Raw genomic sequence first — 22,113 nt, 5'->3', positions numbered from 1 at the left:
CGCCGCTTCAGCGCAGGCCGAAGAAACTCAGAATGACGCCAATGACGACAACCAGGCCCACGATGTAGATGATGGTGTTCATGAGGTGTGCTCCTTGTAGAGAAACCCCATCGTAGGAAGCCTGGATCGTCTGGCGTGTCAGCCGTCGCGATGCCACCTTGTAGGACAGCGCGCAGGCCGCCCACCGGCAGGCCGACCATGCCCCCGGATCAGCGCGTGCCCGCCCCCACCAGCATCTCGCAAGGGCCCACGAAACCACCCGCCTCGGTTTCAAAGCGGGCCAGGGCCTGCTCGATCTCCGTCCACGTGTCGGCGCGTTCGTCCTCGCTCAGGCCCGCCAGCATCTGGTGCAGGGCACCGAAGGACTCGCGCTCGAAGCGCACGCACTCGGCAGCCGTGGGAAGGTGCACGGGGGAATCGACCCTGCGCACCTCCACGTCCCGAAAACCCGCCTGCTCCAGCGTCTTCGCCAGCACGCCCTCGGCGCCCAGGGAGAACGGCCCTGGCTGCCCCGGCAGGGGCGGCGGCAGCTGCGCGCGCCGCCGGATGATGCCGACGGGCACGGCAAAGAAGGGGTTGCGCTCGGCGGTGGAATACACCACCGCAGCGAACCGCCCGCCCGGCTTCAAGGCATGGCGGATGCCGGCAAGGGCGCGTTGCTGGTCGGGGAAGTAGATCAGGCCGACGCGCGAGACCGCGGCGTCGAAAGAGGCGCCAGGCAAGAGGTCGTGGCGCTCACCATCGAGTTCCAGGGTGTCCACGTTCAGCAGGCCGGCCTGCTCGGCCGCCCGTCTCGCGTGGCGCAGGATCGCGGGGGAGATGTCGGTCGCCAGCACGTGGCCACGCGCGCCCACGCGGCGCGCGGCGACCAGGGTCTGTTCGCCCGCGCCCGCCGCCACGTCAAGCACGCGCGCGCCGGGGCCGACGGCCGCCATGTCCAGCATGGCCTCGGTCGCGGGGCCCAGCCAGCGGGCCAGCAGGGGCCCCCATCGGTCCCAGGCTTCGGCGGCGTTCTCCCACTGCGCGCGCGTGGACTGGCGGAACTTCTCGGCATCGAAAACAGCCGGGGCGGCGGGCGAGGCAATAAGGGTCTCGGTCATGGTGGTGCTCCTTGAAAAGACCGATGCGGGTTGCACGGTCGGTCTTCAAGTTAAGCCCGATGCCAGGCACCCTCAAGTCCAGAATCTGGAGTAGGCAAGCCGGCGGCACACCGATAGACTGGCCCGCATGATCGACTACATGCAGTTCTGTACCGTCGCCCGAGGCGCCGAGGTATTGGGCGAGCTGTGGACACCCCTCGTGGTGCGCGAATTGCTCTGCGGCAGCCACCGCTTCAACGACATTCACCGAGGCGTGCCGCGCATGTCGGCCACGCTGCTGACGCAGCGGCTGCGCAAGCTGGAAGAGATCGGCGTCGTCGAGCGGCGGCGCGTCGAAAAGACCTGGGAATACCACCTGACGCCCGCAGGCGAAGAACTGCGGCCGATCGTCGTCGGCATCGGGCATTGGGGCGCGCGCTGGATCGGCAGCCGGCTGCGGCACGAACAACTCGATGCGGGCTTCCTGATGTGGGACATTCGCCGCTTCGCGCGCCTGGAGGCGTTTCCCGACGGAGAACGCACCGTCGTCCACTTCCGGTTCAGCGATGCGCCGGCGGCCGAGCGGCAATGGTGGCTGGTGGTGGAGCACCACGAGGCCGACCTCTGCCGCGACGACCCGGGTCACGACGTGAGCGTGCTGGTCGACTCGACGGTGCGCGCGCTCACCGAAATCTGGACCGGTGACAGCGCCCCCGAGCAGGCCATCCAGTCCGGAAACCTCAAGGTGCAAGGCGCTGGCCGCAACGGCCAGCGGCTATGGCACTGGTTGGGGCGCAGCATGTTCGCCCCGACGCGCATGGCGCAGCGCTGAAGGCGCGGCTACTTCCCGACCGGCGCGATGTCACCGATCGGCGGCCTGCGCCGCGACCACCACCGCATCAGCACCGGCAGCAGCAGCATCAGGCCGCCACTCAGCCAGAGCCCGATGGAAATCGGGCTGGCGACCAGGATGCTCGCATCGCCGTTGCTGATGGACAGCGCGCGGCGCAGGTTCTGCTCCATCAGGTCGCCCAGCACGAAACCCAGGATCAAGGGCGCCATCGGCACGCCCTGCTTGCGCAGCAGGTAGGCCGCGAAGCCGAGCACCACCATGAGCATCAGGTCGAAGGTGGTGGCGTGCACCGCGTACACCCCCACGCTGCTCACGGCCAGGATGGACGGCACCAGGAACCAGTTGGGCACGCGCAGGATGCGCGTGAAGAGCCCCACCATGGGGATGTTCATCACCAGCAACATCACATTGGCCAGGAACAGCGAGGCGATCAGCCCCCACACCAGCGTGGGCTGCTGCGTGAACAGGGCCGGGCCCGGCGTGATGTTGTAGAGCGAGAGCGCCCCCACCATCACGGCCGTGGTGCCCGAGCCGGGGATGCCCAGCGTGAGCATGGGCACAAAGGAGCCGGTGGCGGCGGAGTTGTTGGCCGCCTCGGGCGCGGCCACGCCGCGGATGTCGCCCTGGCCGAAGGTGCCTTCCTTGTCGGTCAGCCGCTTCTCCATCGAATAGGCCATGGCACTGGCGATGGTGGCGCCCGCGCCGGGCAGCACGCCCACCAAGAAACCCAGCACGCTGGAGCGCAACGTGCCCCACCAGGTGGCCGCCATCTCGCGCAGGGTGAACAGCATGCGCCCGGTCTGCGTGATCACGCCCGCGCTGCTGTGGTGCTCCTGAAGCATGAGCAGGATCTCGCTGATGGAGAACACCCCGATCACGACCACCACGAACTGGATGCCGTCGGAGAGGTGGATGTCGCCACCGGTGAAGCGGTACACGCCGGAGTTCGAGTCCAGCCCCACGCAGGACATGGCCAGTCCGATCAGCGCGGCCACGCCCGCCTTCACCGGTGCATCGCCCATCAGCCCCGCGATGCAGGCGAACGCGAAACACATGAGCGCGAAATACTCCGCCGGGCCGAACGACAGCGCCCACTGCGCCAGCAGGGGCGCCAGCAGCACGATGCCCAGCGTGGCGATCAGGGAACCCACGAACGAACTCCACGCCGAAATCGACAGCGCCACGCCACCCAGGCCCTGGCGCGCCATCGGGTAGCCGTCGAGCGCCGTCATGATCGCGCCCGCATCGCCCGGCACGTTGAGCAGGATGGAGGAGATGCGCCCGCCGTACTCGCAGCCGATGTAAACCGCCGCCAGCAGGATCAGCGAAGTCTCCGGCGGCAGCTTCATCGCGAAGGCCAGCGGCATGAGGATGGCCACGCCGTTGATGGGCCCCAGGCCGGGCAGCAGCCCGACGATGGTGCCGATGAACGAACCCAGCGCGGCGATGACCAGGTTGACGGGGCTGAACGCCACGCCGAAACCCTCCATCAGGTGTTTCAGCACATCCATCTCACACCCCTCCCAGCCACGCGGCCAGCGGGCCGACGGGCAGCACCACGTCGAGCACCTTGTCGAACAACAGGTACAGCACCCCACCCAGCGCCGCGCCCCCAGCCAGCGTCTTGCGCCAGCTGCCGCCAAACGCCATGCCCACCGGCACCGTCATCAGCGCCGTGGCCAGCGCGAAGCCCAGCGCCTGGAACAGCGCGGCATACGCCAGGATCGCGCCCGCGCACCACAGCGTGGGCACCCAGGGCACGCCCCGCAAAGCCCCCGCACCCTGCGTGGGGCGCAACATCAGCCACAGACCCGACAGGCCCAGCCCCACGGCCAGCAGCAAGGGGAAGGCGCGCGGGCCCAAAGGCTCGTAGGAAAAGGCGGCGGTGTAGTCGCGCGCCGCCGCGGCCATGGCCACGGACGCGAGGACACACGCCGCGCCAAGTGCTCGATCGCTCATGGCCTTACTTGGCGGGCGTGGTGGCCAGACCGAACTCGTCGGCCAGCTTGCGGTAGCCCGCCACCTGCTTCTTCACATACGCGTCCAGCTCGGGGCCCGTCATCGCGAGCGGGAACAGGCCGCGCTCCGCGCGCATCGCGTTGTAGGCCGGCGTGGCCATCATCTTGTTGAAGGTGTCGACCCAGACCTTGTAATCCGCGTCGCTGACCTTGGGGCCCAGGTAGAAGCCGCGGATGATCGGCCACTGCACGTCGAAGCCCTGCTCGGTCGCGGTGGGGATGCTGGCCATGTCGCCGCTCAGGCGCTTGTCGTGCATCACCGCGAGGATGCGCACCTTCGCACCCGCCTTGATCTGCTGCTGGGCCTCGGCCGCGTCGCCGGTGAACACGTGGATGTGACCGCCCTGCAAGGCCGTGAGCGCCTCGCCCCCGCCTTCGAACGCCACATAGCGCATGGACTTGGGGTTGACGCCACCGGCGCGCGCCGTCAGCGCGGCCTTCATCCAGTCCTGGCTGCCCACCGTGCCGCCCGCGCCCAGCACCACCTTGGTGGGGTCGGCCTTCATCGCGGCCATCACCTCCTTCAGAGACTTGAACGGCGACCCTTCGGCCACCACCACCGCGCCGTAGTCCGTGCCGATGGCGGAGAGCCAGCGCACGTCGTTCTCGGTGTAGCGGCCGAACTTGCCCTGCGCCAGGTTCAGCAACGAGCCACCGGAGAAGGCGATGATGGTGTTCGCGCTGTCGGGGCGCTGGGCGATCACGGTGTTGTAAGCCACCGCACCGATGCCGCCAGGCATGTAGGTCACGCGCATCGGGTCGGCGATGAACTTGCCGTCCACCAGCGTGCTCTGCACCAGCTTGCAAGTCAGGTCGAAACCGCCGCCGGGCTTGGCGGGCGCGATGCACTCGGTTTTCTCCAGGGCGCCGGCCGCGTGCGCCGACAGGGCGCCCGTCGCGAAGGCGATCATCGCCAGAAGAAGGCGGGTGGGAAATTTCATGACAGTGTCTCCTCGGTAGGGCTGCTTGCTTGCGGAATGCCCACGCGGTCTCGGCGTGGCAGGCCACTGTAAAAAATGCGCACTTTCAAGACGCTTTCAGCGCGGCCGCGAATCCCTGAGGGTTAACCCGAAAACCCGGCGGGCAAGGCCAGCACCACCACCAGCCCGCGCCCATCGGGACCGGGCCGCACCTGCATCGAGCCCCCATGGCGCAGCGCCACCGAGCGCACGATGGACAAACCCAGCCCCGAGCCCGGCAGCTGCCGACCACCACCGCCCCGGAAGAACCGCTCCCCGGCGCGCTGCAGTTCCTCCGCCGGCATGCCCGGCCCGTCGTCCACCACGCTGAAACACACCTGCCCGCCCTCGCCGCCCAGGAACAGCGTGACGCGGCTGCCCTCGCCCCCGTGGCGGATCGCGTTGTGCAACAGGTTCGACAAGGCCTCGTTCAACAGCGCGGGCTCGCCCTGGAACGGCAGCGAGGCCATGGGCGCGTGCAGGCCCAGGTCCACCCCCTGCTGCCGCGCCACCGGCCACCAGCGGCGCATCAGGTCTTCGGCCATCACCACCGCGTCCAGCGCCTCGGGCGCGGGCGGCGCGCTGTCGGCCTTGGCCATCGCCAGCATCTGGTTGGTCTGGCGGATGGTCTCGTCCAGCTGCGAGCGAATGTCGTCCACCACCGTGCGCAACGCGGCCGGGTCGTCTTCGCGCAATGCATAAGCCACCTGCGTGGACAGCGTGGTCAACGGCGTGCGCAGCTGGTGAGACGCATCGTCCACGAAACGCCTCTGCTGCTCGCTCTGCGCGCGGTTGCGCTCCACGTGGTGGTTGATCGCGCCCACCAGCGGCAGCAGCTCGGCCGGCACGTCGTCGCTCGCGATCGGCGTGAGGTCTTGCGGCGAGCGCGACTCCACGTCCTGCCGCAGGCGCGCCAGCGGCTGCAGCGCCCAGGCGATGGTGAGGCCGAACAAGGCGCTCGCCACCACCACCAGGAAAAAGTCGCGCGCCACCGACTGCCACACCAGCGAGCGCTGGAAGTCCGTGCGCGCCTCCAGCGTTTCGGCCACCTGGATCACCACGCGTTGAGAGCCCGCCGCGCCCGCCAGCGGCGGCGACAGCTCGCGCGCGTAGCTGCCCACGCGCACCGCCTCACCGAAATACTCGCCGTCGTAGAACTGGGGCACGCCGGTTTTCAAAGGCTGGGGCGGCGCGGGCAGCCCCGGGCTGCCAATCTCCACCAGGCCGTCTTCCGAGGCCACGCGGTAATACACCTTGCCATTGGCCGTCAGCTCGAAGAACTCCAGCATGCGGTACGGCAGCTCCACACCCAGCCCGCCGCTGGCGGTGGAAATGCTCGAATCGATCGACTTCACCGCGCCCAGCAGCGAGCGGTCGTAAGCCGCGTCCGCCGCGTCACTCGCCGTGCGCCAGGCCAGCCACAGCTCGGCCGAGAACACCAGCAACATGCCCGGAATCAGCACCACCAGCAGCGCCCGCCGGATGCTCGACCGCAGCCAGCGCCGGGGCGGCTTCATGGCGCGCATTCCAGCAGGTAACCCATGCCGCGCAGCGTGGTGATGCGCACCGGCGAGTCCTCCAGCCGCTTGCGCAGGCGGTGCACCAGCACCTCGATCGCCTCGGGGTGCACATCGCTCTCGTCGGAAAACACGCGCTCCACCAGCTCGCGCTTGGACAACGGCTCGCCGCTGTGCTGGATCAGCGCGCGCATCACCGCGTGCTCGCGCGGCGTGAACGTCAACACCTCCTGCTGCAGGCGGAACTGCCGGCTCGCGCTGTCGTAGCTCAAGGGGCCGCAGGCGAAGCGCGCGTGGTCCACACCGTGCGAACGCCGGATCAGCGCCGTCAACCGGGCTTCCAGCTCCGCCAGCTCGAACGGCTTGGCCAGGAAATCGTCGGCCCCGCCGTGCAGGCAGCTCACGCGCTCCATCAACGAGTCGCGCGCGGTGAGGATCAGCACGGGCAGGCGCTGGTCCGCCTCGCGCAGATCGGCCAGCACGTCGTGCCCCTCCACCCCGGGCAGGCCCAGGTCCAGGATGAGGGCGTCGTAGCGCGTGGCCTTGAGGCTGCGGCGGACCAGGCGGCCGTCGTTCACCCAGTCGATCAGGAAACCGTTCTGCGCCAAGGCCTTGGTGAGCCAGTTGCCAAGATCGGCATCGTCTTCGGCGAGCAGTATCCGCATGGTGAGGTGTCTCCTGGATGCGGAGCAGAGGATACCCGCAGGCAGCAGCGCCGGGCCACCGGTCAGATCTCCAGGCTCGTCACCCTGTCCGTGCAGTCGTACAGCGCGTCCACGGTGAGCGACAGCACCTTGAGCTGGCGCCGCATTTCGTCGTGCAGCGTCTGCTTGAGCACGGCGCGTTGCACCTCCGGCGGTGCGGTGTTCAAAGCCAGGTGCTTCGCCGGGTCCACGGGTGGGTCTTCCAGCGAAGCGCGCGTATCCATCAGCAACGACAGCTGCGCCACTTGCTCATTGGTCTGGACAACAAGGGCGAGGAGATGGGTGAAGAGTTGCTCGGCTTGGGCGCGGGTGGATGATGCGCTGCGAGAGGTTCGGGTTTTGGCCATGGGTGAGCTCCCTGCGTTCGGTTGGTGGTGAACAACCGCCGCGCCTCACTTGTGATGAGGGCGGCGGCTCGAACGGGCGGGAAGACCGGAAAAGCCGCATGCGCGAAAAACCGGCGAGCCTCGCGGCTCCCCATCCGAGCCGCCATAAACGGACACGGACGATAAGTCGCCACTCGGCTGCGCCGAAAAAGATGCGACTTGCGTCACATCCAGCTTTTTTTCCTGGCTTCCCGGCCAGGTCGCACCTTTTTTTGGCGCGACGGCGGAGTATAGCCAGATGGATAACCCAAAAGCATTCAAACTAACCCTAGGCAGAGTGGCTACGCACCCGCAAAAGGTGCGTAAAGTGCGCCAGTCTTAGGACTTTGTCCATGGATGGCGTCGAAACGAATGGAGCGCATCACTAAGCTCGAGTAGCTTGCTGCTAGAACTCCGGCATACATGAAGTACTGTTCCGCGAGACTACGTTGCATCACTTCTTTAGAGGACTGAGATGCCCTATAAGGCCCACCACACATTCTCTGCCCCCCAAGATCAAGACCATGTCGTATGGCGGTACTTGGACCTCTCTAAATTTGCGCATGTTCTGTTCACTCGCACACTGCATTTCACGAGAATCGACCAATTCAGCGACCCATTTGAAGGAAGTGCGTCACTCTTGGCTGCAAACTCCTTAGTCGAGTTCTACAAAAATGCCGTTGAGGAAGCCAAGATTTCTGTTTTGCACCAAGAACGCCCTGAGGCCCTTAGAGCCGATTTCTTGAACACGCGCGAGTTGCGAGCCACGACGTACGCAAACTGCTGGCATTTGAGTGCTCACGAGTCCGCAGCTATGTGGAATCAATATCTCATCCACGGAGAGGGTATCGCCATCTGCTCAACCTATCGCAAACTCCAGTCTTGCTTCCAAGAAACACAAGATGATGTTTTCCTGGGAGCTATACGCTACATTGATTACGAAAAAGAGAATTTTTATGACGTTGGAAACATGTTTAGTTACGTCATGCATAAGCGCAAAAGCTTTGAACATGAAAAAGAAGTTCGAGCCGTCATCTCACGATGGGGACCTGACAATTTGCCGAACCCTAAACAAGGCATCAATGTGCACATCAATCTTGAAACTTTAATTGATAAGATATATGTGGCACCAGGGACAGGTAGTTGGCTCACGGAAACCGTTCAGGCCCTCGTGACGGCCTTTAATTTTGAATTCCCAGTTGAGCGCTCGTCCTTGCTTGACGTACCTAATTGGGACTGCTAGACAATCGTTAGGACACGATAGTCATCGAAGGGAATATCGTAGAGTTGGTGCGAGCGAAGACTGAGGAGTAGACGGACTTTACATGTCCGAGTTAAGCGTATGGTTGAGCACGAAGTACTTCGATGCGTGGAATGCGATCTGCTACGGGAGTGATCACATCCTTCTCAGCAGAGAGCAACCGGGAACCACACGAAGAAGTGACCGAAGGTTCTTCCTGGTAATGTAAATTTCGGTGGAATGCATGTTGCTGAAATTGTTGGGCGTTTGAGATGGGCACTCCAGTCTTTCGTTTCCGCGTCGAAAACGACATAGGCCTTCGCTCTCAAGACTGGCGGGTTTGGGCAACAGGGGCAGAGGTCTATGTTGCCGCTCGCGCCACTTCGCACGACTACAAAGCAAGTTTCCACTCTTCCGGGCAATGTCAGATAGGCATATCGGCCCAACTGCGCCGTAGCGTCATTGAAGATTTGGGTTGGGAAGGAAAGAGTCGCCTGTTCAGCACTTGGATTGCGCCACCACCCTCGGCACGGCAGCCGATTGTCCCGCTGTTGGAACTGATGTTCCCTGATAGTCACCTGGATCAAGTTGCGCTTAAGACAGGCCCTCCAGTGGACGTGCTGCGATCAGAGCCGGGCATGCTCACGAGCGTCGGTATCTTCAAAACAATGAGCTCAGTGGACCTTACTTTATCGCCATCCCCATCTGAGAAAAATCTTCGCGAGCTCTGCCGCGTTCCCACGGCAGATGGTCATGACATTCTCCTGTTGACCAGGCTGCTCCCGGAGTCCGATGAATACAACGCATACGTCAGAAGGCGCTTCTGGTCGAACTACCTCGCACAAGGGACAACAAGGGGACGAACATACGGTTCGAAGTTGTTCGACTCTTCGTCTCCGAACATCAGGGCCCTCGTCTGGGAAGGGCATACGGAACGCAAGTTTTGGCATGAACTCTCTGTCCGTCGCCTCTGGTCTGATGGACCATCTGAAAACACTCCGTATGAGCCGTGAAGCTCACTATTGCGCAGGCACTTCAGCTAGTCCAAGTAGCCCTCGCAGCAACAGCTTCACTGTCTGCAGAGCGGTGTCGGTGGCCACATCCAGCGCACGAGGGTCAACCACGCCCGTGTGGACCAAAGCCCCACGAAGGTCATAGGCTTGAACTACTTTTCTTGCGAGAGCCACCCGGGCAGCGCTGTCAAGGGGAACTTTGTCCAGCACAAGGCGCCGGACCCTTTGGCGAATTGATGTCTCCTTGCGAAATTCACTCTCTCGCCACAGCGACTCTAGCGCGTCGCGCGCATCTTCGTTTGGTTCGTTCGCAAGCTGTGCACCGATGGCCGATTGCAGGTCGGTCAACAACCGCACGGCCGATGCGTGCCGCTCCGTTACCGGAGCCAAAACCTCCAACACCATCATTAGCGTCAGAAACCGGGCACGCATAGACGATTCGTAGAAACTAGAGAGGTATAAGTCGATCGCGGTCACAAGATGGCCATCAAAGCCGAGGATGTTCAATCGAACATTTTCAATACCCGTAGACAAGGACCTCGATACCTGATCCCAGCCAGACGAAACACTCGCAGTGCCCCCACCGAATCCGATGAACCGAATGTTTTCCTCCGTTCGATAGATCGTGTAGCCCTCATCCTCTGTCAAACCGTGGACCGGCTTTAGGGGCTCTTCGATAGACACTCCGAAGCTTTTGGCAAGATGCCGCGCCGCGGCGAAGGGGTCTTCCGGTCTCGTAATGTCGCGACGCTCGAAGTAGGGAGCAAACGCGATGTTGTGCTCGAGCGCGAGATTCCATAGCCCACCTTTTAGTTTCGGCAGGAAAGCTTCAGCCTCCGACTCTGAGCTGAAGTCGCCGGCTTGAAAGATCAAGTAGCGCCCGCGTTGCTTCACCTTCACGCAGACGGAACCAATGTCAAGCGTCGGCTCGGATTCAAGACCGTCGATCGGAGCTTTGCCGAGCGCTCTTATAGACAGTCGAAGTGTGTAGCGAGGTGCCGACATCGGATCAATGTTGTGTGGCAGCCCAGCCCATGCATCAGGGCGTGTAGCGCTCAGTCCCATTCACCCCGCCCCCAGCACTCGTGCCGCTGACCAGCAGCACACTGCCGTCGCCCAGCAGCGCAGCAACAGCTGCTCGCCGCACGGCGGCCATGGGGGTGGCGGTGGTCCAGCGGTTGACGTCGGGGTTGTAGATCTCGGCGGTGTTCAGGTTCGTGCCACCGGCCAGCAGCACGCGCCCGTCGGCCAGCACGGTCATGGTCGGCAAGAGGCGCGTGGCGTTCATGGTGCTCGGGGTCCAGGTCGTGGTGCCCGGGTTGAAGCGCCAGGCGGTGGTGCTGGTGTCGTTGATCACCAGCACGCTGTCGTCGTCCAGTGGCGCCGCCACGTGGACGTTGCCGGCACCGCTGTAGGGGATCACCGTGGTGCTGGTGCCGTCCACCGTGTACAGCTCGGCGCTGGCAACGTAACCCAGTGAGTTGACGCCGCCCACCAGCAACAGCGTGTTGCCACCCGGCAGCAGCGCGGCCGCGTGCTGTGTTCGCGCTGCCGAGAGGGGGGTGGGCAGCTGGGTCCAGGTGCCGGTGGCCGGGTTGTACAGCTCGGCGGTGTTGTGGAACACCGTGGCGGGCGTGCGCTCGTACCCGCCCGTGACGAGCACCTTGCCGTCGGCGAGCACCGTGGCCGTTGGCCGGGTTCGTGCCGAGGTCATGCTGCCGGTGGCCGTCCAGGTGTCGGCCACCGGGTCGTAGATTTCAGCCGTGGCGGTGGTCAAGTTGCCAGCGGTATCGCCCCCAAAGACCAGCACGCGGCCGTCGAGCAGCATCACGCTCATCGGGTCCGAGCGCTCCGCCAGCATGTTGGCCGCAGCGCCCCAGGTGGCCGTGAGGGGGTCGTAGACATAGGCCGAGTCGGTGGGCCCGCCGGCGAGCTGCCCGCCGGCGACGAGGAGCTTTCCCCCTGCCAGCGGCGACAAGGTGGCGTAGTGCCGCGCGCCGGGAATGGTTGCGGTGGCGCTCCAGGCGCCCCGCCCCGTGACCGTGAAGCGCAGCTGTGTTTGCGCAGCACCTCCGCCGTTGCTCGCGGTGACGGTGTAGCTGGCCTGCCGCTGCAGGGTGGTGGGTGTGCCGGTGATGAGGCCGGTGCGGGTGTCCAGGCTCAGGCCACCGGGCAAGGCGGGGGTGGCGGCAAAGGTGGCCGTGCCGCTGTCGCCGGTGAGGCGCGCGGTGTTGGGCGTGATGGATTCGCCCACCACATAGAGCGCCTGCTCGGTGTCGTAGCTCAGGGCGGTGGGGGCCGCAGGGGCTGCGGGCGTGTGGCTGCTGCCACCGCAGGCGGAAAGGAGCGCCAGGGCGCACACGGGCAAGGCCCATGACCATGGGCGGTGCGGCCGGGCGCGCGTGGCGTTGATGAAGGGGGCGGTGGTCGCGTGGTCCATGCAATGAGGCCTCGGGTCGTGTTGCTATGCAGAATCTAGCATCGGTTGCTTAGCCAACAACCCCAAGGGCCTCACCCTGGCACCGACGACTCAGAACGGGTAGTGCCGCGGCGTGGTCTGCATCGTGATCCACCGCAGTTCGGTGAATTCGTTGATGCCAGCTTTGCCACCGAAGGGCGTCAATGCTGATTTGGAGAAAACCATCAGTTTGCTGAACAGCAAATCAATAAAAATCGCTAAACTACCGACAATTTCATTTTATTTGCTGCTCAGCAAGCGATCATGCCCTCTGCTCCAAACGAGCCCCTTATCGATCAGTTCGTCCAAGCTTTCGAAGCTGCCAGCAAGACTCGCGTCTGGAACGAGCGCCAGTTCGAAGTCCCTTTTGAGCGAACTGGAGGAGTGCGGCACCTCGACCTTCTGCTGCGCGTGGACAGTCCTCACGAAGACCTCTATCTCGCCGTGGAGATGATTCGCGAGGGCTATCCGCGGGACGTGCGCAACGCGGTGTGGCAATTGGAGGAGTACCGACTAGCCAGCCATCATGGGGCTCAAGTCGTTCCTGTCGTGCTGGCGGAGCACCTCAGCACAGGGGCGAGAGAAAGTCTGCGCCAGCGCAACGTCGCCTACTTCGATGCCAGCGGGAGCCTTTACCTGAACCACGGCCAGTGGCTGATAAACATCGAACGTGTAGGCAAGCCTGCAAGGCCACGGCGAGCAGGCTCACTCTTCACCGGTGCACGCGAGCAAGTGGTGCATGCGCTACTCCAGTCGAAGCGGGCGTGGCTAAGCGGCCAAGAGTTGGCCAAGTCCGCCGAGACCTCGACCTACACCGTCTCACTGACCATGCAGGAGTTGGAGCGCCTGGAGTGGGTGGAGTCGCAAGGCAGCGGCCGAAACCTCCGCCGGCGCCTAACGCAGCCCGGCAAGCTGCTGGACGCCTGGAGCGAGGCATGGCGCAAGCGCAAAGAGTTGCGGACTCGCTGGTACATGTACACGAGCAACCCCAACAACTTGCTCTTGGTCGTCACCGACAAATTGCATCGCACCAACTTCTCGGGCTGGGCGTTCACCGGAACGGCAGCCGCTAACGTGCTAACCCCGCTGCTCACCAGCGTCGACACGGCCGAGGTGATCATCCCCCTGGGCCAAACCGACCGCTGCGCAGAGACCTTGGCACTGAAACAGGCCGACAAGGGCTCGAACATCGTCCTCGTCGAGCGCAGCGGGGCGAGCCTCCTTTTCTGCCAGGAGCATCCTGAGCTCCCCTCCCGGTTTGCAAGCCCGTTTATCCAGTACCTCGATCTGCTGGACGGCCGCGGCCGAAACAAGGAGTTGGCCGCCCACGTCCGTGAAGTCATTCTGAAGATCTGACCAATGGCCACAACAAAACCAAAAACCGCCAATGGGTATGACGCCGACCACACCCTCGCCTGCGAACGTGCACTGGTAACGCTACTTCGAGGGTTCGGCACTCTCAAGCACACGCTGCGGTTGGTCGGCGGACTGGTGCCGCGCTATCTGACGCCAGAGAAACCACCCGACGTGCCCCCGCATGCAGGCACCACGGACGTGGACATCGTGTTGAATCTTCAGGTTCTGACGGATGACGAGGCCTATAAATCCCTTGCGACGCAACTAAAGGATCGCGGATTCACCAGACACGTGAACAAAGAAGGCAAAGCCAGCAGTTGGCGCTGGCAGCGACAGGTGTCAGAGCACGAGTACGTTCTCGTCGAGTTCCTGCGAGATGCAGATGAGAAACTGCAGGGCGGCAAGGTGGCCGCTGTCGATGGCGAAGACATTTCGGCACTTGCCATCAAGCACGCCGGTATCGTGCACGAATGGTTCGCCGAAAAGGAGATCACCGCCGAACTTCTCGACGGCGGAGGCAAGGCCACGGAGACCGTGCGCTTCGCCGACGTCATCGCGTTTCTGGTGCTCAAGTCGCTGGCATTCGACGACAGAGCGGAGAACAAAGATGCCGCCGACCTGGTCCATGTCATGCGCTACGCCGGTACCCTTGAGTGGATCGCACAACAGTTCATCGACAGGCAAAAGGCCGGCCAACACCGAGACGCCATCGCCGGTGCACTGGACGCGCTTCGGCGACGCTTCTGTGACGGCGAAGACGTCGAAGGCTATGAACGAGACGGGCCAGTGGCATGTGCGAGCTTCATGCACGGTGCAGATGCAGATGTCAGCGAACAGCGCATTCTCGAACAGCGCAATGTTTCAGGCATGGTGACGGAGTTCTTGCGCCTCGTCGAGCAGGGTCCATCAATTCATGGGTAGTGGCACACGCGAATGCGCAGACCGGCGCCCACGGCGCAGACGGCCTGTATCTAGGCCGTGCGCCGCAGGGGGCGAATTCAAAACGGATAGTGCCGCGGCGTGGTCTGCATCGTGATCCACCGCAGTTCGGTGAATTCGTTGATGCCGGCCTTGCCGCCGAAGCGCCCGATGCCGGAGCCCTTCACGCCGCCGAAGGGCATCTGCGCCTCGTCGTGCACGGTGGGGCCGTTCACGTGGCAGATGCCGGAATCGATCTTGCGCGCCACGTTGAAGGCGCGCGCGATGTCGCCGCCGAACACGGCGGAGGACAGGCCGTACTCGTTGTCGTTGGCGCAGGCAATGGCTTCTTCCACGCCGTTCACGCGCACCACGCATTTCACGGGGCCAAACGTTTCTTCGTGGTAGATGCGCATGGCGGGCGTGACGTGGTCGAGCACGGTGGCGGGCATGAGGGTGCTGTCGGCCTTGCCGCCGCAGAGCAGCTTGGCGCCTTTGGCGAGGGCGTCGTCGATGAGGGCGTTGCAGTGGTCCACCGTGCCCTGGCCGATGACGGAGCCGAGCACCACGGGCTCGGGTTTGCGCGGGTCGCCCAGCGGCAGGGCCTTGGCCTTGTCGCTGAATTTCTTCACGAATTCGTCGGCGATCTTCTGGTCCACGATGAGGCGCTCGGTGCTCATGCAGATCTGGCCGCTGTTGGCGAAGCAGCCGAAGGCGGCGCCGTTGACGGCGTCTTCGATGTTGGCGTCGTCCAGGATGACCATGGGGGCCTTGCCGCCGAGTTCGAGCACCACGGGCTTCAAGTACTTCGCGCAGGTCATGGCGATGATCTTGCCGACCTTGGTGGAGCCGGTGAAGTTCACGCGGCGCACGGCGGGGTGGGCCACCATGGCTTCGACCACCGCGCCGGCATCGGCGGGGGCGTTGGTGATGTAGTTCACCACGCCGGGGGGGAAGCCCGCGTCCTGGAAGGATTCAACGATGAGCTGGTGGGTGCGCGGGCAGTTTTCGCTGCCTTTGAAGATGACGGTGTTGCCGCAGGCCAGGGGCACGCAGATGGCGCGCACGCCGAGGATGATGGGCGCGTTCCACGGGGCGATGCCGAGCACCACGCCGGCGGGCTGGCGCACGCCCATGGCGAGGGAGCCGGGCACGTCGGAAGGGATGACTTCGCCGGCCACTTGGGTGGTGAGCGAGGCGGCCTCGCGGATCATGCTGGCGGCGAGCATGGTGTTGAAGCCGGCCCACATGCCGGTGGCGCCGGTTTCGGCGGCCACGGCTTCGATGAACTGGGGCAGCTTGGCTTCGAGGGCGTCGGCGGCCTTGAGCAGCAGGGCGCGGCGGGCGTTGGGGCCGGTTTCGCTCCAGGTCTTGAAGGCTTCGGCGGCGGCTTCCACGGCCATCACGGCGTCGGCCGGGCTGGCGGCGGGGGCGCGGGTGGCCACGCTGCCATCCAGCGGGTTGCGGCGTTCGAAGGTGGCGCCTTTTTCGGCCGTGACTTTGAGGCCGTTGATGAGCATGGACAGATCGGACATCGGGTTTTCTCCTTGGTGTTGGTGTATTCAGGTGGTGGCGGCGACGGCCTTGCGGCGTTGCACGGCGTCGGCCGCGCTGGTGGTGCCGCTGGCGGGGTCTTTGTCGGCGCCGAGGTAGGCCTCGCGGATGACGGTGGAGCGCGCGAGCAGCTTGGCCGGGCCGCTGGCGACGAGCGTGCCGCGTTCGAGCACGTAGCCCCGGTCGGCGACGGCGAGGGCCTTCTTCACGTTCTGCTCGACCATGAGCACGGTGGTGCCGGCGTCGGCGATGCGGCGCACGATGGCGAGCAGTTCATCGACCATGCGCGGCGCAAGGCCGAGCGAGGGTTCGTCGAGCATGAGCAGGCGGGGCGCGCACATCATGGCGCGGGCCACGGCCACCATCTGCTGTTCGCCGCCGCTCATGGTGCCGGCGAGTTGCGTGGCGCGTTCCTTGAGTTTGGGGAAATCGGCGAAGGCCTGTTCGAGCCGTTGGGCGCGCTCGGCCTTGGGCACGAGCCAGCCGCCGAGTTCGAGGTTTTCCGTCACGGTCATCTGCGGGAACAGCTGCCGGCCTTCGGGCACCAGGGCCACGCCGGCTTGCACGATCTCGTGCGTCTTCTCGGCGAGTTCCTGGCCGTCGAGCAGCACGGTGCCGCTGCGCGGGATGAGGCCGTTGAGGGCCTTGAGCAGCGTGGTCTTGCCCGCGCCGTTGGGGCCGAGCACGACGGTGAGGCCGGGCTGGATGTCGAGCTTGATGCCGCGCAGCACGAGGAAGGCGCCATAGCCAGCGGACAGGCCGTCAACCTTGAGGCGCGCGCGCGCGCCGCCGCCGAGTTCGAAGGGGGTGGGTCGGTACCACATCATGCGGCGGCTTCCTCTTCTTCTGCTTCGTTCATCTCGTCGCCCAGGTAGGCCTCGATCACTTCGGCGTTGCGCACCACTTCGGTGGGCGTGCCGTCGGCGATCTTGCGGCCCTGGTGCAGCACGATCACGCGCTCCACGTGGCGCAGCAGGGTGGTGACGGCGTGTTCGATCCAGACCACGGTGAGGTCGAGTTCGTCGCGCAGGCGGCGGATGAGGCGCGCCATTTCCTCCACCTCGTTTTCGGTGAGGCCGGCGGCCACTTCGTCGAGCAGCAGCAGGCGCGGGCGCGTGGCCAGGGCCATGCCGATTTCCAGCAGGCGCTGCTGCGAGGGCGTGATGGCGGCGGCGGGCAGATCGGCCTGCGCGCTCAGGCCGATGAGGCCGAGGATGCTTTCGGGCGTGCGCAGCACCCAGGGCACGGAGGCTTCTTCACCCCACAGGATGTACTTGCGCGGGCGCCGGCCGGCGAACTTGAGGCCGAAGGCGATGTTGTCGCGCACCGGCATGTCACCGAAGACGCGCGGCGTCTGGAAGGTGCGCGCCAGGCCGTTGGCGGCGAAGCGGTGCGGGCCCTGGCCGGCGAGTTCGCGCCCCTGCACCGAGAGCGCGCCGCTGGTGGGCTTGGTCACGCCCGAGATGGCGTTGAAGAAGGTGGTCTTGCCCGCGCCGTTGGGGCCGATGATGCCGACCAGCTCACCGGGCAGGAAGCGCGCGCTGACCGCGTCCACCGCCGTGAGGCCGCCGAAGCGCACGGTGACGTCGCGGGCGTCGAGCAGGGCTTGCCGTTCAGTAGACATGGCTGCGCTCCCGCTGGTCTTTCTCGCGCTGCTTGCGGCGTTTGGTTTCGCCGCTCAGGTCGTCCTTGATGTCCGCCCACCAGGCCTTGGCGTCGTCGCGCCAGGCGCGGAAGGTGTCGGCGCGCAGCGAGGCCAGGCCACCGGGCAGGTAGAGCACGGCGAGGATGAGCAGCAGGCCGAGCGACATCATGTAGACCTGCGGCACCTGCAGGCGCAGGGTTTCGGCGAGCACGCTGAAGACGATGGCCGCGATCAGCGGGCCCCAGAGCGTGGCCGCGCCGCCGATGAGGGCGATGAGCACGGTCTGGAAACCGATGAAGGGGTTGAACACGGTGTGGGGGTCGATGTAGGTCCAGCGCACGGACATGGCCGCGCCCACCGCGCCGGCCACGGCCGCCGTGAGGGCGAAGCCGGCGATCTTGACGAGGCGGGTGTTCACGCCCAGGGTCTGCGCGCGCTGTTCGTCAGCGCCGATGCCGAGCATGGCCAGGCCAAAGCGCGTGCGGCGGATGGCGATGGAGAGCGCCACCGTGCCCACCGCGAGCAGCAGCACGGTGAAGTAGATGGTGTCGCGCTCGGGCACGACCATGAGCACGCGGCCCACGGTGCCGGTGACGGATTTTTCGAAGTAGCTGATGGCGTGGCGGATGAGCTCGGTCATGCCGAAGGTGAGCACGGCGAAGTAGGTGCCGCGCAGGTGCAGCACGGCCGCGCCCATGACGATGGCCACACCGGCCGCGATGAGCGCCCCCAGGCCGATGGCCTGCGCCCAGGACACTTTCTCGAGCAGGATGGCGCTGGCGTAGGCGCCGATGCCGAAGAAGGCCGAGGTGGCGAGCGAGAGGTAGCGGGTGGTGCCGCAGAAGAGCGCCCAGCTGGAGGAGAGCGCGACGTACATCAGGCAGGTGAGCGCCATGGAGACGACGAACTCGCTGGCGAAGCCGGGCAAGGCCACGGCCCAGCCGGCGAAGCCGAAGAGGACCAGCAGGTCGCGGATGAGGAATTGGCGGGAGGTCATCTCAGGCTTTTCTTGTTTTTCTGGCGAACAGTCCTTCGGGCCGCAGCAGCAGCACGCCGATGAACACCACGTAGCTCAGCAGGGCCTTGAGCGAAGGGTTGGTGAAGTGCATGCCGAGCGCCTCGATGACGCCGAGCAGCAGGCCACCCGCGAGCGCGCCGCCCATGCTGCCGAAGCCGCCCAGGGTGATGACGATGAGCGCGGTGACGGTGTAGGGCTCGCCCATGGAGGGGCTGATGGTGTAGGCCATGGAGAGCAGGCAGCCCGCCACGCCCGAGAGGCCCAGGCCGATGCCGAACATCATGGGGTGCAGGCGCCTGGTGTTGATGCCCATGAGCTGCGCGCCGGTGGGCGACTGCATGAGCGCGCGAACGCCCTTGCCCAGCAGCGTGGTGCGCAGCAGCAGAATGAGCGCGCCCGAGAACAGCAGGGCCAGCGCGAACACCACCAGCTTGTTGACGGCGAACTGCGCGCTGCCACCCGGCAGGGGAATGGCCAGCGGTTGCGTGAGGTAGTCGTAGCCGCGCAGGTCACCGCCCCACACATAGGAGATGAAGTTCTGCACCAGGAACATGAGGCCGAAGGCGACCATGAGGCCGCGGGCCTCGAACACGTCGAGGTTGGGCGAGGTGGCGGTGAGGCGGCGGAAGCACAGCCAGTGCACCGCCACGCCGAGCGCGAACAGCAGGCCGAACGAGACCGGGATCATGAGCAGCGGCGAGAGGCCGAAGGAGGTTTGCACCATCCAGGTGAGGAAGGCCCCCACCATGAGGAACTCGCCGTGCGCGATGTTGAGGATGCGCATGAGCCCGTACTGAAGGTTCAGCCCGAGCGCGACGAGTGCGTAGATGCCTCCGGTGATGAGGCCGGAGGCGATGAGTTCTAGCCAGGCGGAAAAAGACATACGAAAGAAGAGGAAGTTGTCCAGAACGTCGCGGAACCGGCTTTGCCGGGCCGCTGACGTTGCCCCTTGGGGGGTGACGCGCCGCAGGCGCGGCGCGGGGGGTGCTCTACTTCCACGCGGGTTTGCTCGGGTTCAGCTTGGCGGTGGCGACTTTCTGCGGCCACACCACTTCGAACTCGCCGTTCTGCCACTGGCCCACGGTGCCGGGCGTGCCCACGTTCTCGCTGCCGCTGAACTTGATGTCGCCGATGATGGTTTTGTGGGTGGTGTTGGCCACGTAGTCGCGGATGGCCTTGCGGTCCAGGCCCTGGGCTTTCACGGCGTTGGTGAGGATTTCCAGGCCGGCCCAGCAGGCGCCGCTGGCCCAGCGATCGGGCTCCTTCTTCTGGCTCGCCACGTGGGCATCGAAATAGGCTTTGGCGCCCGGGCTGGTCTTGCTGTTCCACGAACCCATGCCGAGCACGCCTTCGGCGCCGGCGGGGGTCATGACGTTCTTGTAGAGCGGGAAGGCGGTGCCCACCGAGGCGTAGAAGAACTTGGGGTTGAAGCCGATTTCCTTGGCCTGGCGGCTGGCGAGGATGGTGTCGGGCGGGTAGGTGAAGCCGACGAAGGCGTCGGGGTTCTTGTCCTTGATGCTGCGCAGCGTGGGCGAGAGGTCTTTCACGCCACCGGGGTAGCTGGTTTCCTGCACGAGGTTGATGCCGGTGCCTTGCAGCGCGACTTTGAGTGCGGAGTAGTTTTCGAGGCCGAAGAGGTCGTCCACGTAGACGACGGCGACGGTCTTCACGCCATTGGCCTTGAACATGTCCACCAGCGCGTCGCACATGGGCTTGGGCTGCTGCAGCAGGAGGAAGAAGTAAGGCAGCTTCATCTCGGCCAGGCGGCGCGAGAGCGCGGTGGGCGCGAGGAAGGGGTAGCCCAGGCGGTTGGCCAGTGGGGCGACGGCGAAGTTGGCGTTGCTGCCCCAGGGCGGGAGGACGAGGTCGACCTTGTCGCTGCCCATGAGTTTTTCGTAGGTGCGCACGACGGTTTCCATGTCGCTGCGGTCGTCGCTGCTGATGAGTTCGATCTTGCGGCGCACGCCCTTCACGTCGAGGCCGCCCGCGGCGTTCTGCTGTTCGGCCCACAGCAGGTAGTTGGGTTCCTGGCTGACCTGGGCGCCGCCCGTCCACGGGCCGGTGCGCGACATGGAGTAGCCGATGCGCACAGGCGCGGGTTGCGCGAGCAGTTGGGGCGCGAAGGACATGGCGCCCACCGTGGCGGCGGCGCTTTGAATGACCAGACGGCGATTGGGATGGGCCATGGTGTGTCTCCTGGAGTTGTGGTGGACCAAGCCGCATCGTAGGGAGAACCGGGGCGCGACGCTATGCTGGCCGTGCACTGCCTGCTTGTCGGAATGTGCACGCCGATTCGGGTTAACCCTTGACCTTGCCCGCCACGCCCGGGCGGACCGCGCCCGATAATCCGGCCCATGACCGCCCCCACCCCGTCATCCACCATGACCACCGATGTCGTCGCCCCGGGCGAGCGGGCGGCGATCTGGCGCGACTGGGTGTGGACGCATTTCGGGGGCCTGGAGTCGGATCTGTATGGCGACGTGGGTTTCGACGGCCACATGCATGCCTCGCACGCGGGCGACGTGGTGTTGACCAAGCTGGAGGCGAACCGGCACCGGGTGCTGCGCAGCCCGCAGCTGGCGCGGGGCAGCGAGCGGGCTTATCTGAAGATCGTGGCGCCGTGGCAGGGCAGTGCGGGGGTGCAGCAGCACAACCGCGAGGCCTGGGTGCGGCCGGGTGGCTGGGCGATCTACGACACGACGGGCAGCTACGAGATCGCGAACCCGGAGCGGGTGGAGCATTTGATCGTGATGCTGCCGAAGGAGCAGCTGGCGGAGCGCGGCTTGCGGCTGGAGCCATTGATGGCGCGGCACGTGGGTGGCATGAGCGGGATTGCGCGGGTGGCGCTGGAGACGATGCGCACGACGTACCAGGAGCTGCCGGGGATGAGCGAGAACGCGGCGCGGGGGGCGGGTGAGCTGATCGTGGAGCTGGTGCGTTTGTCGTTGCAGGAGTTGTCGGGGCGCGAGAACGGCACGACGCAGCTGGAGGCGTTTCGCGATCGCATTCGTGAGCACATCGGGCAGCATTTGCGCGATCCGTCTTTGACCTTGGACCACATCGCGCAGGCGCTGAATTGCAGCAAGCGGCATTTGCACAAGGCGTTCAGCGCGGAGGACGATACGCTGGCGCACTACATCCAGCGGCAGCGCGTTCAGGCTTGCATGCGGGAGCTGGCACACCCCTCCCGGGCGCACCGCACGATCACGGAGATCGCGTTTTCCTGGGGCTTCAACAACGGGGCCCACTTCAGCCGCGTGTTTCGCGAGCACACGGGGCAGTCGCCCAGCGACTTCCGCGAGTCTGCCTTGCGGGCTGGGGCTTCTTCGGCTTGAGTTTTTTTGGTTGCGTTGCGTTTCTGGCGGAGACCTCGCGTCAGGCCAGTGGCGGGATCCGACTGCTCCGGCCCTGCTCGC

The 22,113-nt window shown here is 65.3% G+C and carries 20 protein-coding genes; 5 read left to right on the top strand and 15 right to left on the bottom strand.

Annotation, left to right across the window (positions count from 1 at the left end; genetic code table 11):
* Positions 1-209 precede the first annotated feature (209 nt).
* Positions 210-1,100 carry a class I SAM-dependent methyltransferase gene (locus ACODTB_RS22300; protein WP_291113743.1) on the bottom strand — a complete coding sequence of 297 codons (891 nt, stop codon included), beginning with the start codon at positions 1,098-1,100 and terminating at the stop codon, positions 210-212.
* 127 nt (positions 1,101-1,227) lie between these two features.
* Here ACODTB_RS22300 and ACODTB_RS22295 point away from each other — a divergent pair, with 127 nt between their 5' ends.
* Positions 1,228-1,911: a winged helix-turn-helix transcriptional regulator gene (locus ACODTB_RS22295; RefSeq protein ID WP_291113740.1), complete on the top strand. Its 684-nt coding sequence runs from the start codon at positions 1,228-1,230 to the stop codon at positions 1,909-1,911.
* Positions 1,912-1,919: 8 nt separating this feature from the next.
* Here ACODTB_RS22295 and ACODTB_RS22290 read toward each other — a convergent pair whose 3' ends face one another.
* The 6 genes from ACODTB_RS22290 to ACODTB_RS22265 all read right to left on the bottom strand — a co-directional run bounded on the left by ACODTB_RS22290 (position 1,920) and on the right by ACODTB_RS22265 (position 7,477).
* The gene (locus ACODTB_RS22290; RefSeq protein ID WP_291113736.1) at positions 1,920-3,443 is read right to left on the bottom strand and encodes a tripartite tricarboxylate transporter permease; all 1,524 of its coding nucleotides are present in this window, start codon (positions 3,441-3,443) and stop codon (positions 1,920-1,922) included.
* Between the two features lies 1 nt (position 3,444).
* Complete coding sequence (locus ACODTB_RS22285; RefSeq protein ID WP_291113728.1) at positions 3,445-3,891, bottom strand: tripartite tricarboxylate transporter TctB family protein; 447 nt, start codon at positions 3,889-3,891, stop codon at positions 3,445-3,447.
* A 4-nt stretch (positions 3,892-3,895) separates the two neighbouring features.
* Complete coding sequence (locus tag ACODTB_RS22280) at positions 3,896-4,891, bottom strand: Bug family tripartite tricarboxylate transporter substrate binding protein (protein WP_291113725.1); 996 nt, start codon at positions 4,889-4,891, stop codon at positions 3,896-3,898.
* 122 nt (positions 4,892-5,013) lie between these two features.
* Positions 5,014-6,426, bottom strand: a complete 1,413-nt coding sequence (locus tag ACODTB_RS22275; protein ID WP_291113722.1) for a sensor histidine kinase — start codon at positions 6,424-6,426, stop codon at positions 5,014-5,016.
* On the bottom strand, positions 6,423-7,091 hold the full coding sequence (locus ACODTB_RS22270; RefSeq protein ID WP_291113719.1) for a response regulator: 669 nt from the start codon (positions 7,089-7,091) through the stop codon (positions 6,423-6,425). Before ACODTB_RS22270 ends, ACODTB_RS22275 begins: the two co-directional genes overlap by 4 nt.
* A 62-nt stretch (positions 7,092-7,153) precedes the next feature.
* Positions 7,154-7,477: a hypothetical protein gene (locus tag ACODTB_RS22265; RefSeq protein ID WP_291113716.1), complete on the bottom strand. Its 324-nt coding sequence runs from the start codon at positions 7,475-7,477 to the stop codon at positions 7,154-7,156.
* Positions 7,478-7,970: 493 nt separating this feature from the next.
* On the opposite strand from ACODTB_RS22265, the gene ACODTB_RS22260 reads away from it, so the two are divergent.
* Positions 7,971-8,738, top strand: coding sequence for a DUF2971 domain-containing protein (locus tag ACODTB_RS22260; RefSeq protein ID WP_488929745.1), 768 nt, complete (start codon positions 7,971-7,973; stop codon positions 8,736-8,738).
* Positions 8,739-9,754: 1,016 nt separating this feature from the next.
* Here the strand turns inward: ACODTB_RS22260 and ACODTB_RS22255 are convergent.
* Together ACODTB_RS22255 and ACODTB_RS22250 are read right to left on the bottom strand one after the other, a co-directional pair.
* The gene (locus ACODTB_RS22255) at positions 9,755-10,753 is read right to left on the bottom strand and encodes a hypothetical protein (RefSeq protein ID WP_488929744.1); all 999 of its coding nucleotides are present in this window, start codon (positions 10,751-10,753) and stop codon (positions 9,755-9,757) included.
* 34 nt (positions 10,754-10,787) lie between these two features.
* The gene (locus ACODTB_RS22250) at positions 10,788-12,188 is read right to left on the bottom strand and encodes a Kelch repeat-containing protein (RefSeq protein WP_488929743.1); all 1,401 of its coding nucleotides are present in this window, start codon (positions 12,186-12,188) and stop codon (positions 10,788-10,790) included.
* Between the two features lie 282 nt (positions 12,189-12,470).
* Between ACODTB_RS22250 and ACODTB_RS22245 the strand changes: the two genes are divergently transcribed.
* Positions 12,471-13,562 (top strand): type IV toxin-antitoxin system AbiEi family antitoxin, encoded by a 1,092-nt coding sequence (locus ACODTB_RS22245; protein WP_488929742.1) that lies wholly within the window; start codon positions 12,471-12,473, stop codon positions 13,560-13,562.
* Between the two features lie 3 nt (positions 13,563-13,565).
* Positions 13,566-14,483, top strand: coding sequence for a hypothetical protein (locus ACODTB_RS22240; RefSeq protein ID WP_488929741.1), 918 nt, complete (start codon positions 13,566-13,568; stop codon positions 14,481-14,483).
* A 77-nt stretch (positions 14,484-14,560) separates the two neighbouring features.
* Here the strand turns inward: ACODTB_RS22240 and ACODTB_RS22235 are convergent, their stop codons facing one another.
* From ACODTB_RS22235 to ACODTB_RS22210, 6 genes are all read right to left on the bottom strand, one after another.
* Positions 14,561-16,015 (bottom strand): aldehyde dehydrogenase, encoded by a 1,455-nt coding sequence (locus tag ACODTB_RS22235; protein WP_488929740.1) that lies wholly within the window; start codon positions 16,013-16,015, stop codon positions 14,561-14,563.
* 27 nt (positions 16,016-16,042) lie between these two features.
* Positions 16,043-16,861: an ABC transporter ATP-binding protein gene (locus ACODTB_RS22230; RefSeq protein ID WP_488929739.1), complete on the bottom strand. Its 819-nt coding sequence runs from the start codon at positions 16,859-16,861 to the stop codon at positions 16,043-16,045.
* Complete coding sequence (locus ACODTB_RS22225; protein ID WP_488929738.1) at positions 16,858-17,658, bottom strand: ABC transporter ATP-binding protein; 801 nt, start codon at positions 17,656-17,658, stop codon at positions 16,858-16,860. Before ACODTB_RS22225 ends, ACODTB_RS22230 begins: the two co-directional genes overlap by 4 nt.
* Positions 17,648-18,676, bottom strand: a complete 1,029-nt coding sequence (locus ACODTB_RS22220) for a branched-chain amino acid ABC transporter permease (protein ID WP_488929737.1) — start codon at positions 18,674-18,676, stop codon at positions 17,648-17,650. The genes ACODTB_RS22225 and ACODTB_RS22220 overlap by 11 nt, the downstream gene beginning before the upstream one ends.
* A gap of 1 nt (position 18,677) precedes the next feature.
* Entirely contained in the window at positions 18,678-19,580 is a 903-nt protein-coding gene (locus ACODTB_RS22215; RefSeq protein ID WP_488929736.1) for a branched-chain amino acid ABC transporter permease, read from the bottom strand.
* Between the two features lie 106 nt (positions 19,581-19,686).
* Positions 19,687-20,883: an amino acid ABC transporter substrate-binding protein gene (locus tag ACODTB_RS22210; RefSeq protein WP_488929735.1), complete on the bottom strand. Its 1,197-nt coding sequence runs from the start codon at positions 20,881-20,883 to the stop codon at positions 19,687-19,689.
* Between the two features lie 195 nt (positions 20,884-21,078).
* On the opposite strand from ACODTB_RS22210, the gene ACODTB_RS22205 reads away from it, so the two are divergent.
* Positions 21,079-22,032, top strand: a complete 954-nt coding sequence (locus ACODTB_RS22205; RefSeq protein WP_488929734.1) for an AraC-like ligand-binding domain-containing protein — start codon at positions 21,079-21,081, stop codon at positions 22,030-22,032.
* Positions 22,033-22,113: the final 81 nt, after the last annotated feature.

The organism is Hydrogenophaga sp. FG152 (assembly GCF_057809615.1).
Note: the sequence above shows the minus strand (reverse complement) of the source record. Positions and strands in the feature narration are given on the sequence as shown.

Coding starts and splice junctions, on each gene's coding strand:
- ACODTB_RS22250 (WP_488929743.1), bottom strand. CDS start 12,188: ATGGACCACGCGACCACCGCCCCCTTCATCAACGCCACGCGCGCCCGG.
- ACODTB_RS22285 (WP_291113728.1), bottom strand. CDS start 3,891: ATGAGCGATCGAGCACTTGGCGCGGCGTGTGTCCTCGCGTCCGTGGCC.
- ACODTB_RS22280 (WP_291113725.1), bottom strand. CDS start 4,891: ATGAAATTTCCCACCCGCCTTCTTCTGGCGATGATCGCCTTCGCGACG.
- ACODTB_RS22255 (WP_488929744.1), bottom strand. CDS start 10,753: ATGTCGGCACCTCGCTACACACTTCGACTGTCTATAAGAGCGCTCGGC.
- ACODTB_RS22245 (WP_488929742.1), top strand. CDS start 12,471: ATGCCCTCTGCTCCAAACGAGCCCCTTATCGATCAGTTCGTCCAAGCT.
- ACODTB_RS22235 (WP_488929740.1), bottom strand. CDS start 16,015: ATGTCCGATCTGTCCATGCTCATCAACGGCCTCAAAGTCACGGCCGAA.
- ACODTB_RS22220 (WP_488929737.1), bottom strand. CDS start 18,676: ATGACCTCCCGCCAATTCCTCATCCGCGACCTGCTGGTCCTCTTCGGC.
- ACODTB_RS22300 (WP_291113743.1), bottom strand. CDS start 1,100: ATGACCGAGACCCTTATTGCCTCGCCCGCCGCCCCGGCTGTTTTCGAT.
- ACODTB_RS22230 (WP_488929739.1), bottom strand. CDS start 16,861: ATGATGTGGTACCGACCCACCCCCTTCGAACTCGGCGGCGGCGCGCGC.
- ACODTB_RS22210 (WP_488929735.1), bottom strand. CDS start 20,883: ATGGCCCATCCCAATCGCCGTCTGGTCATTCAAAGCGCCGCCGCCACG.
- ACODTB_RS22275 (WP_291113722.1), bottom strand. CDS start 6,426: ATGAAGCCGCCCCGGCGCTGGCTGCGGTCGAGCATCCGGCGGGCGCTG.
- ACODTB_RS22260 (WP_488929745.1), top strand. CDS start 7,971: ATGCCCTATAAGGCCCACCACACATTCTCTGCCCCCCAAGATCAAGAC.
- ACODTB_RS22295 (WP_291113740.1), top strand. CDS start 1,228: ATGATCGACTACATGCAGTTCTGTACCGTCGCCCGAGGCGCCGAGGTA.
- ACODTB_RS22265 (WP_291113716.1), bottom strand. CDS start 7,477: ATGGCCAAAACCCGAACCTCTCGCAGCGCATCATCCACCCGCGCCCAA.
- ACODTB_RS22270 (WP_291113719.1), bottom strand. CDS start 7,091: ATGCGGATACTGCTCGCCGAAGACGATGCCGATCTTGGCAACTGGCTC.
- ACODTB_RS22240 (WP_488929741.1), top strand. CDS start 13,566: ATGGCCACAACAAAACCAAAAACCGCCAATGGGTATGACGCCGACCAC.
- ACODTB_RS22225 (WP_488929738.1), bottom strand. CDS start 17,658: ATGTCTACTGAACGGCAAGCCCTGCTCGACGCCCGCGACGTCACCGTG.
- ACODTB_RS22205 (WP_488929734.1), top strand. CDS start 21,079: ATGACCACCGATGTCGTCGCCCCGGGCGAGCGGGCGGCGATCTGGCGC.
- ACODTB_RS22290 (WP_291113736.1), bottom strand. CDS start 3,443: ATGGATGTGCTGAAACACCTGATGGAGGGTTTCGGCGTGGCGTTCAGC.
- ACODTB_RS22215 (WP_488929736.1), bottom strand. CDS start 19,580: ATGTCTTTTTCCGCCTGGCTAGAACTCATCGCCTCCGGCCTCATCACC.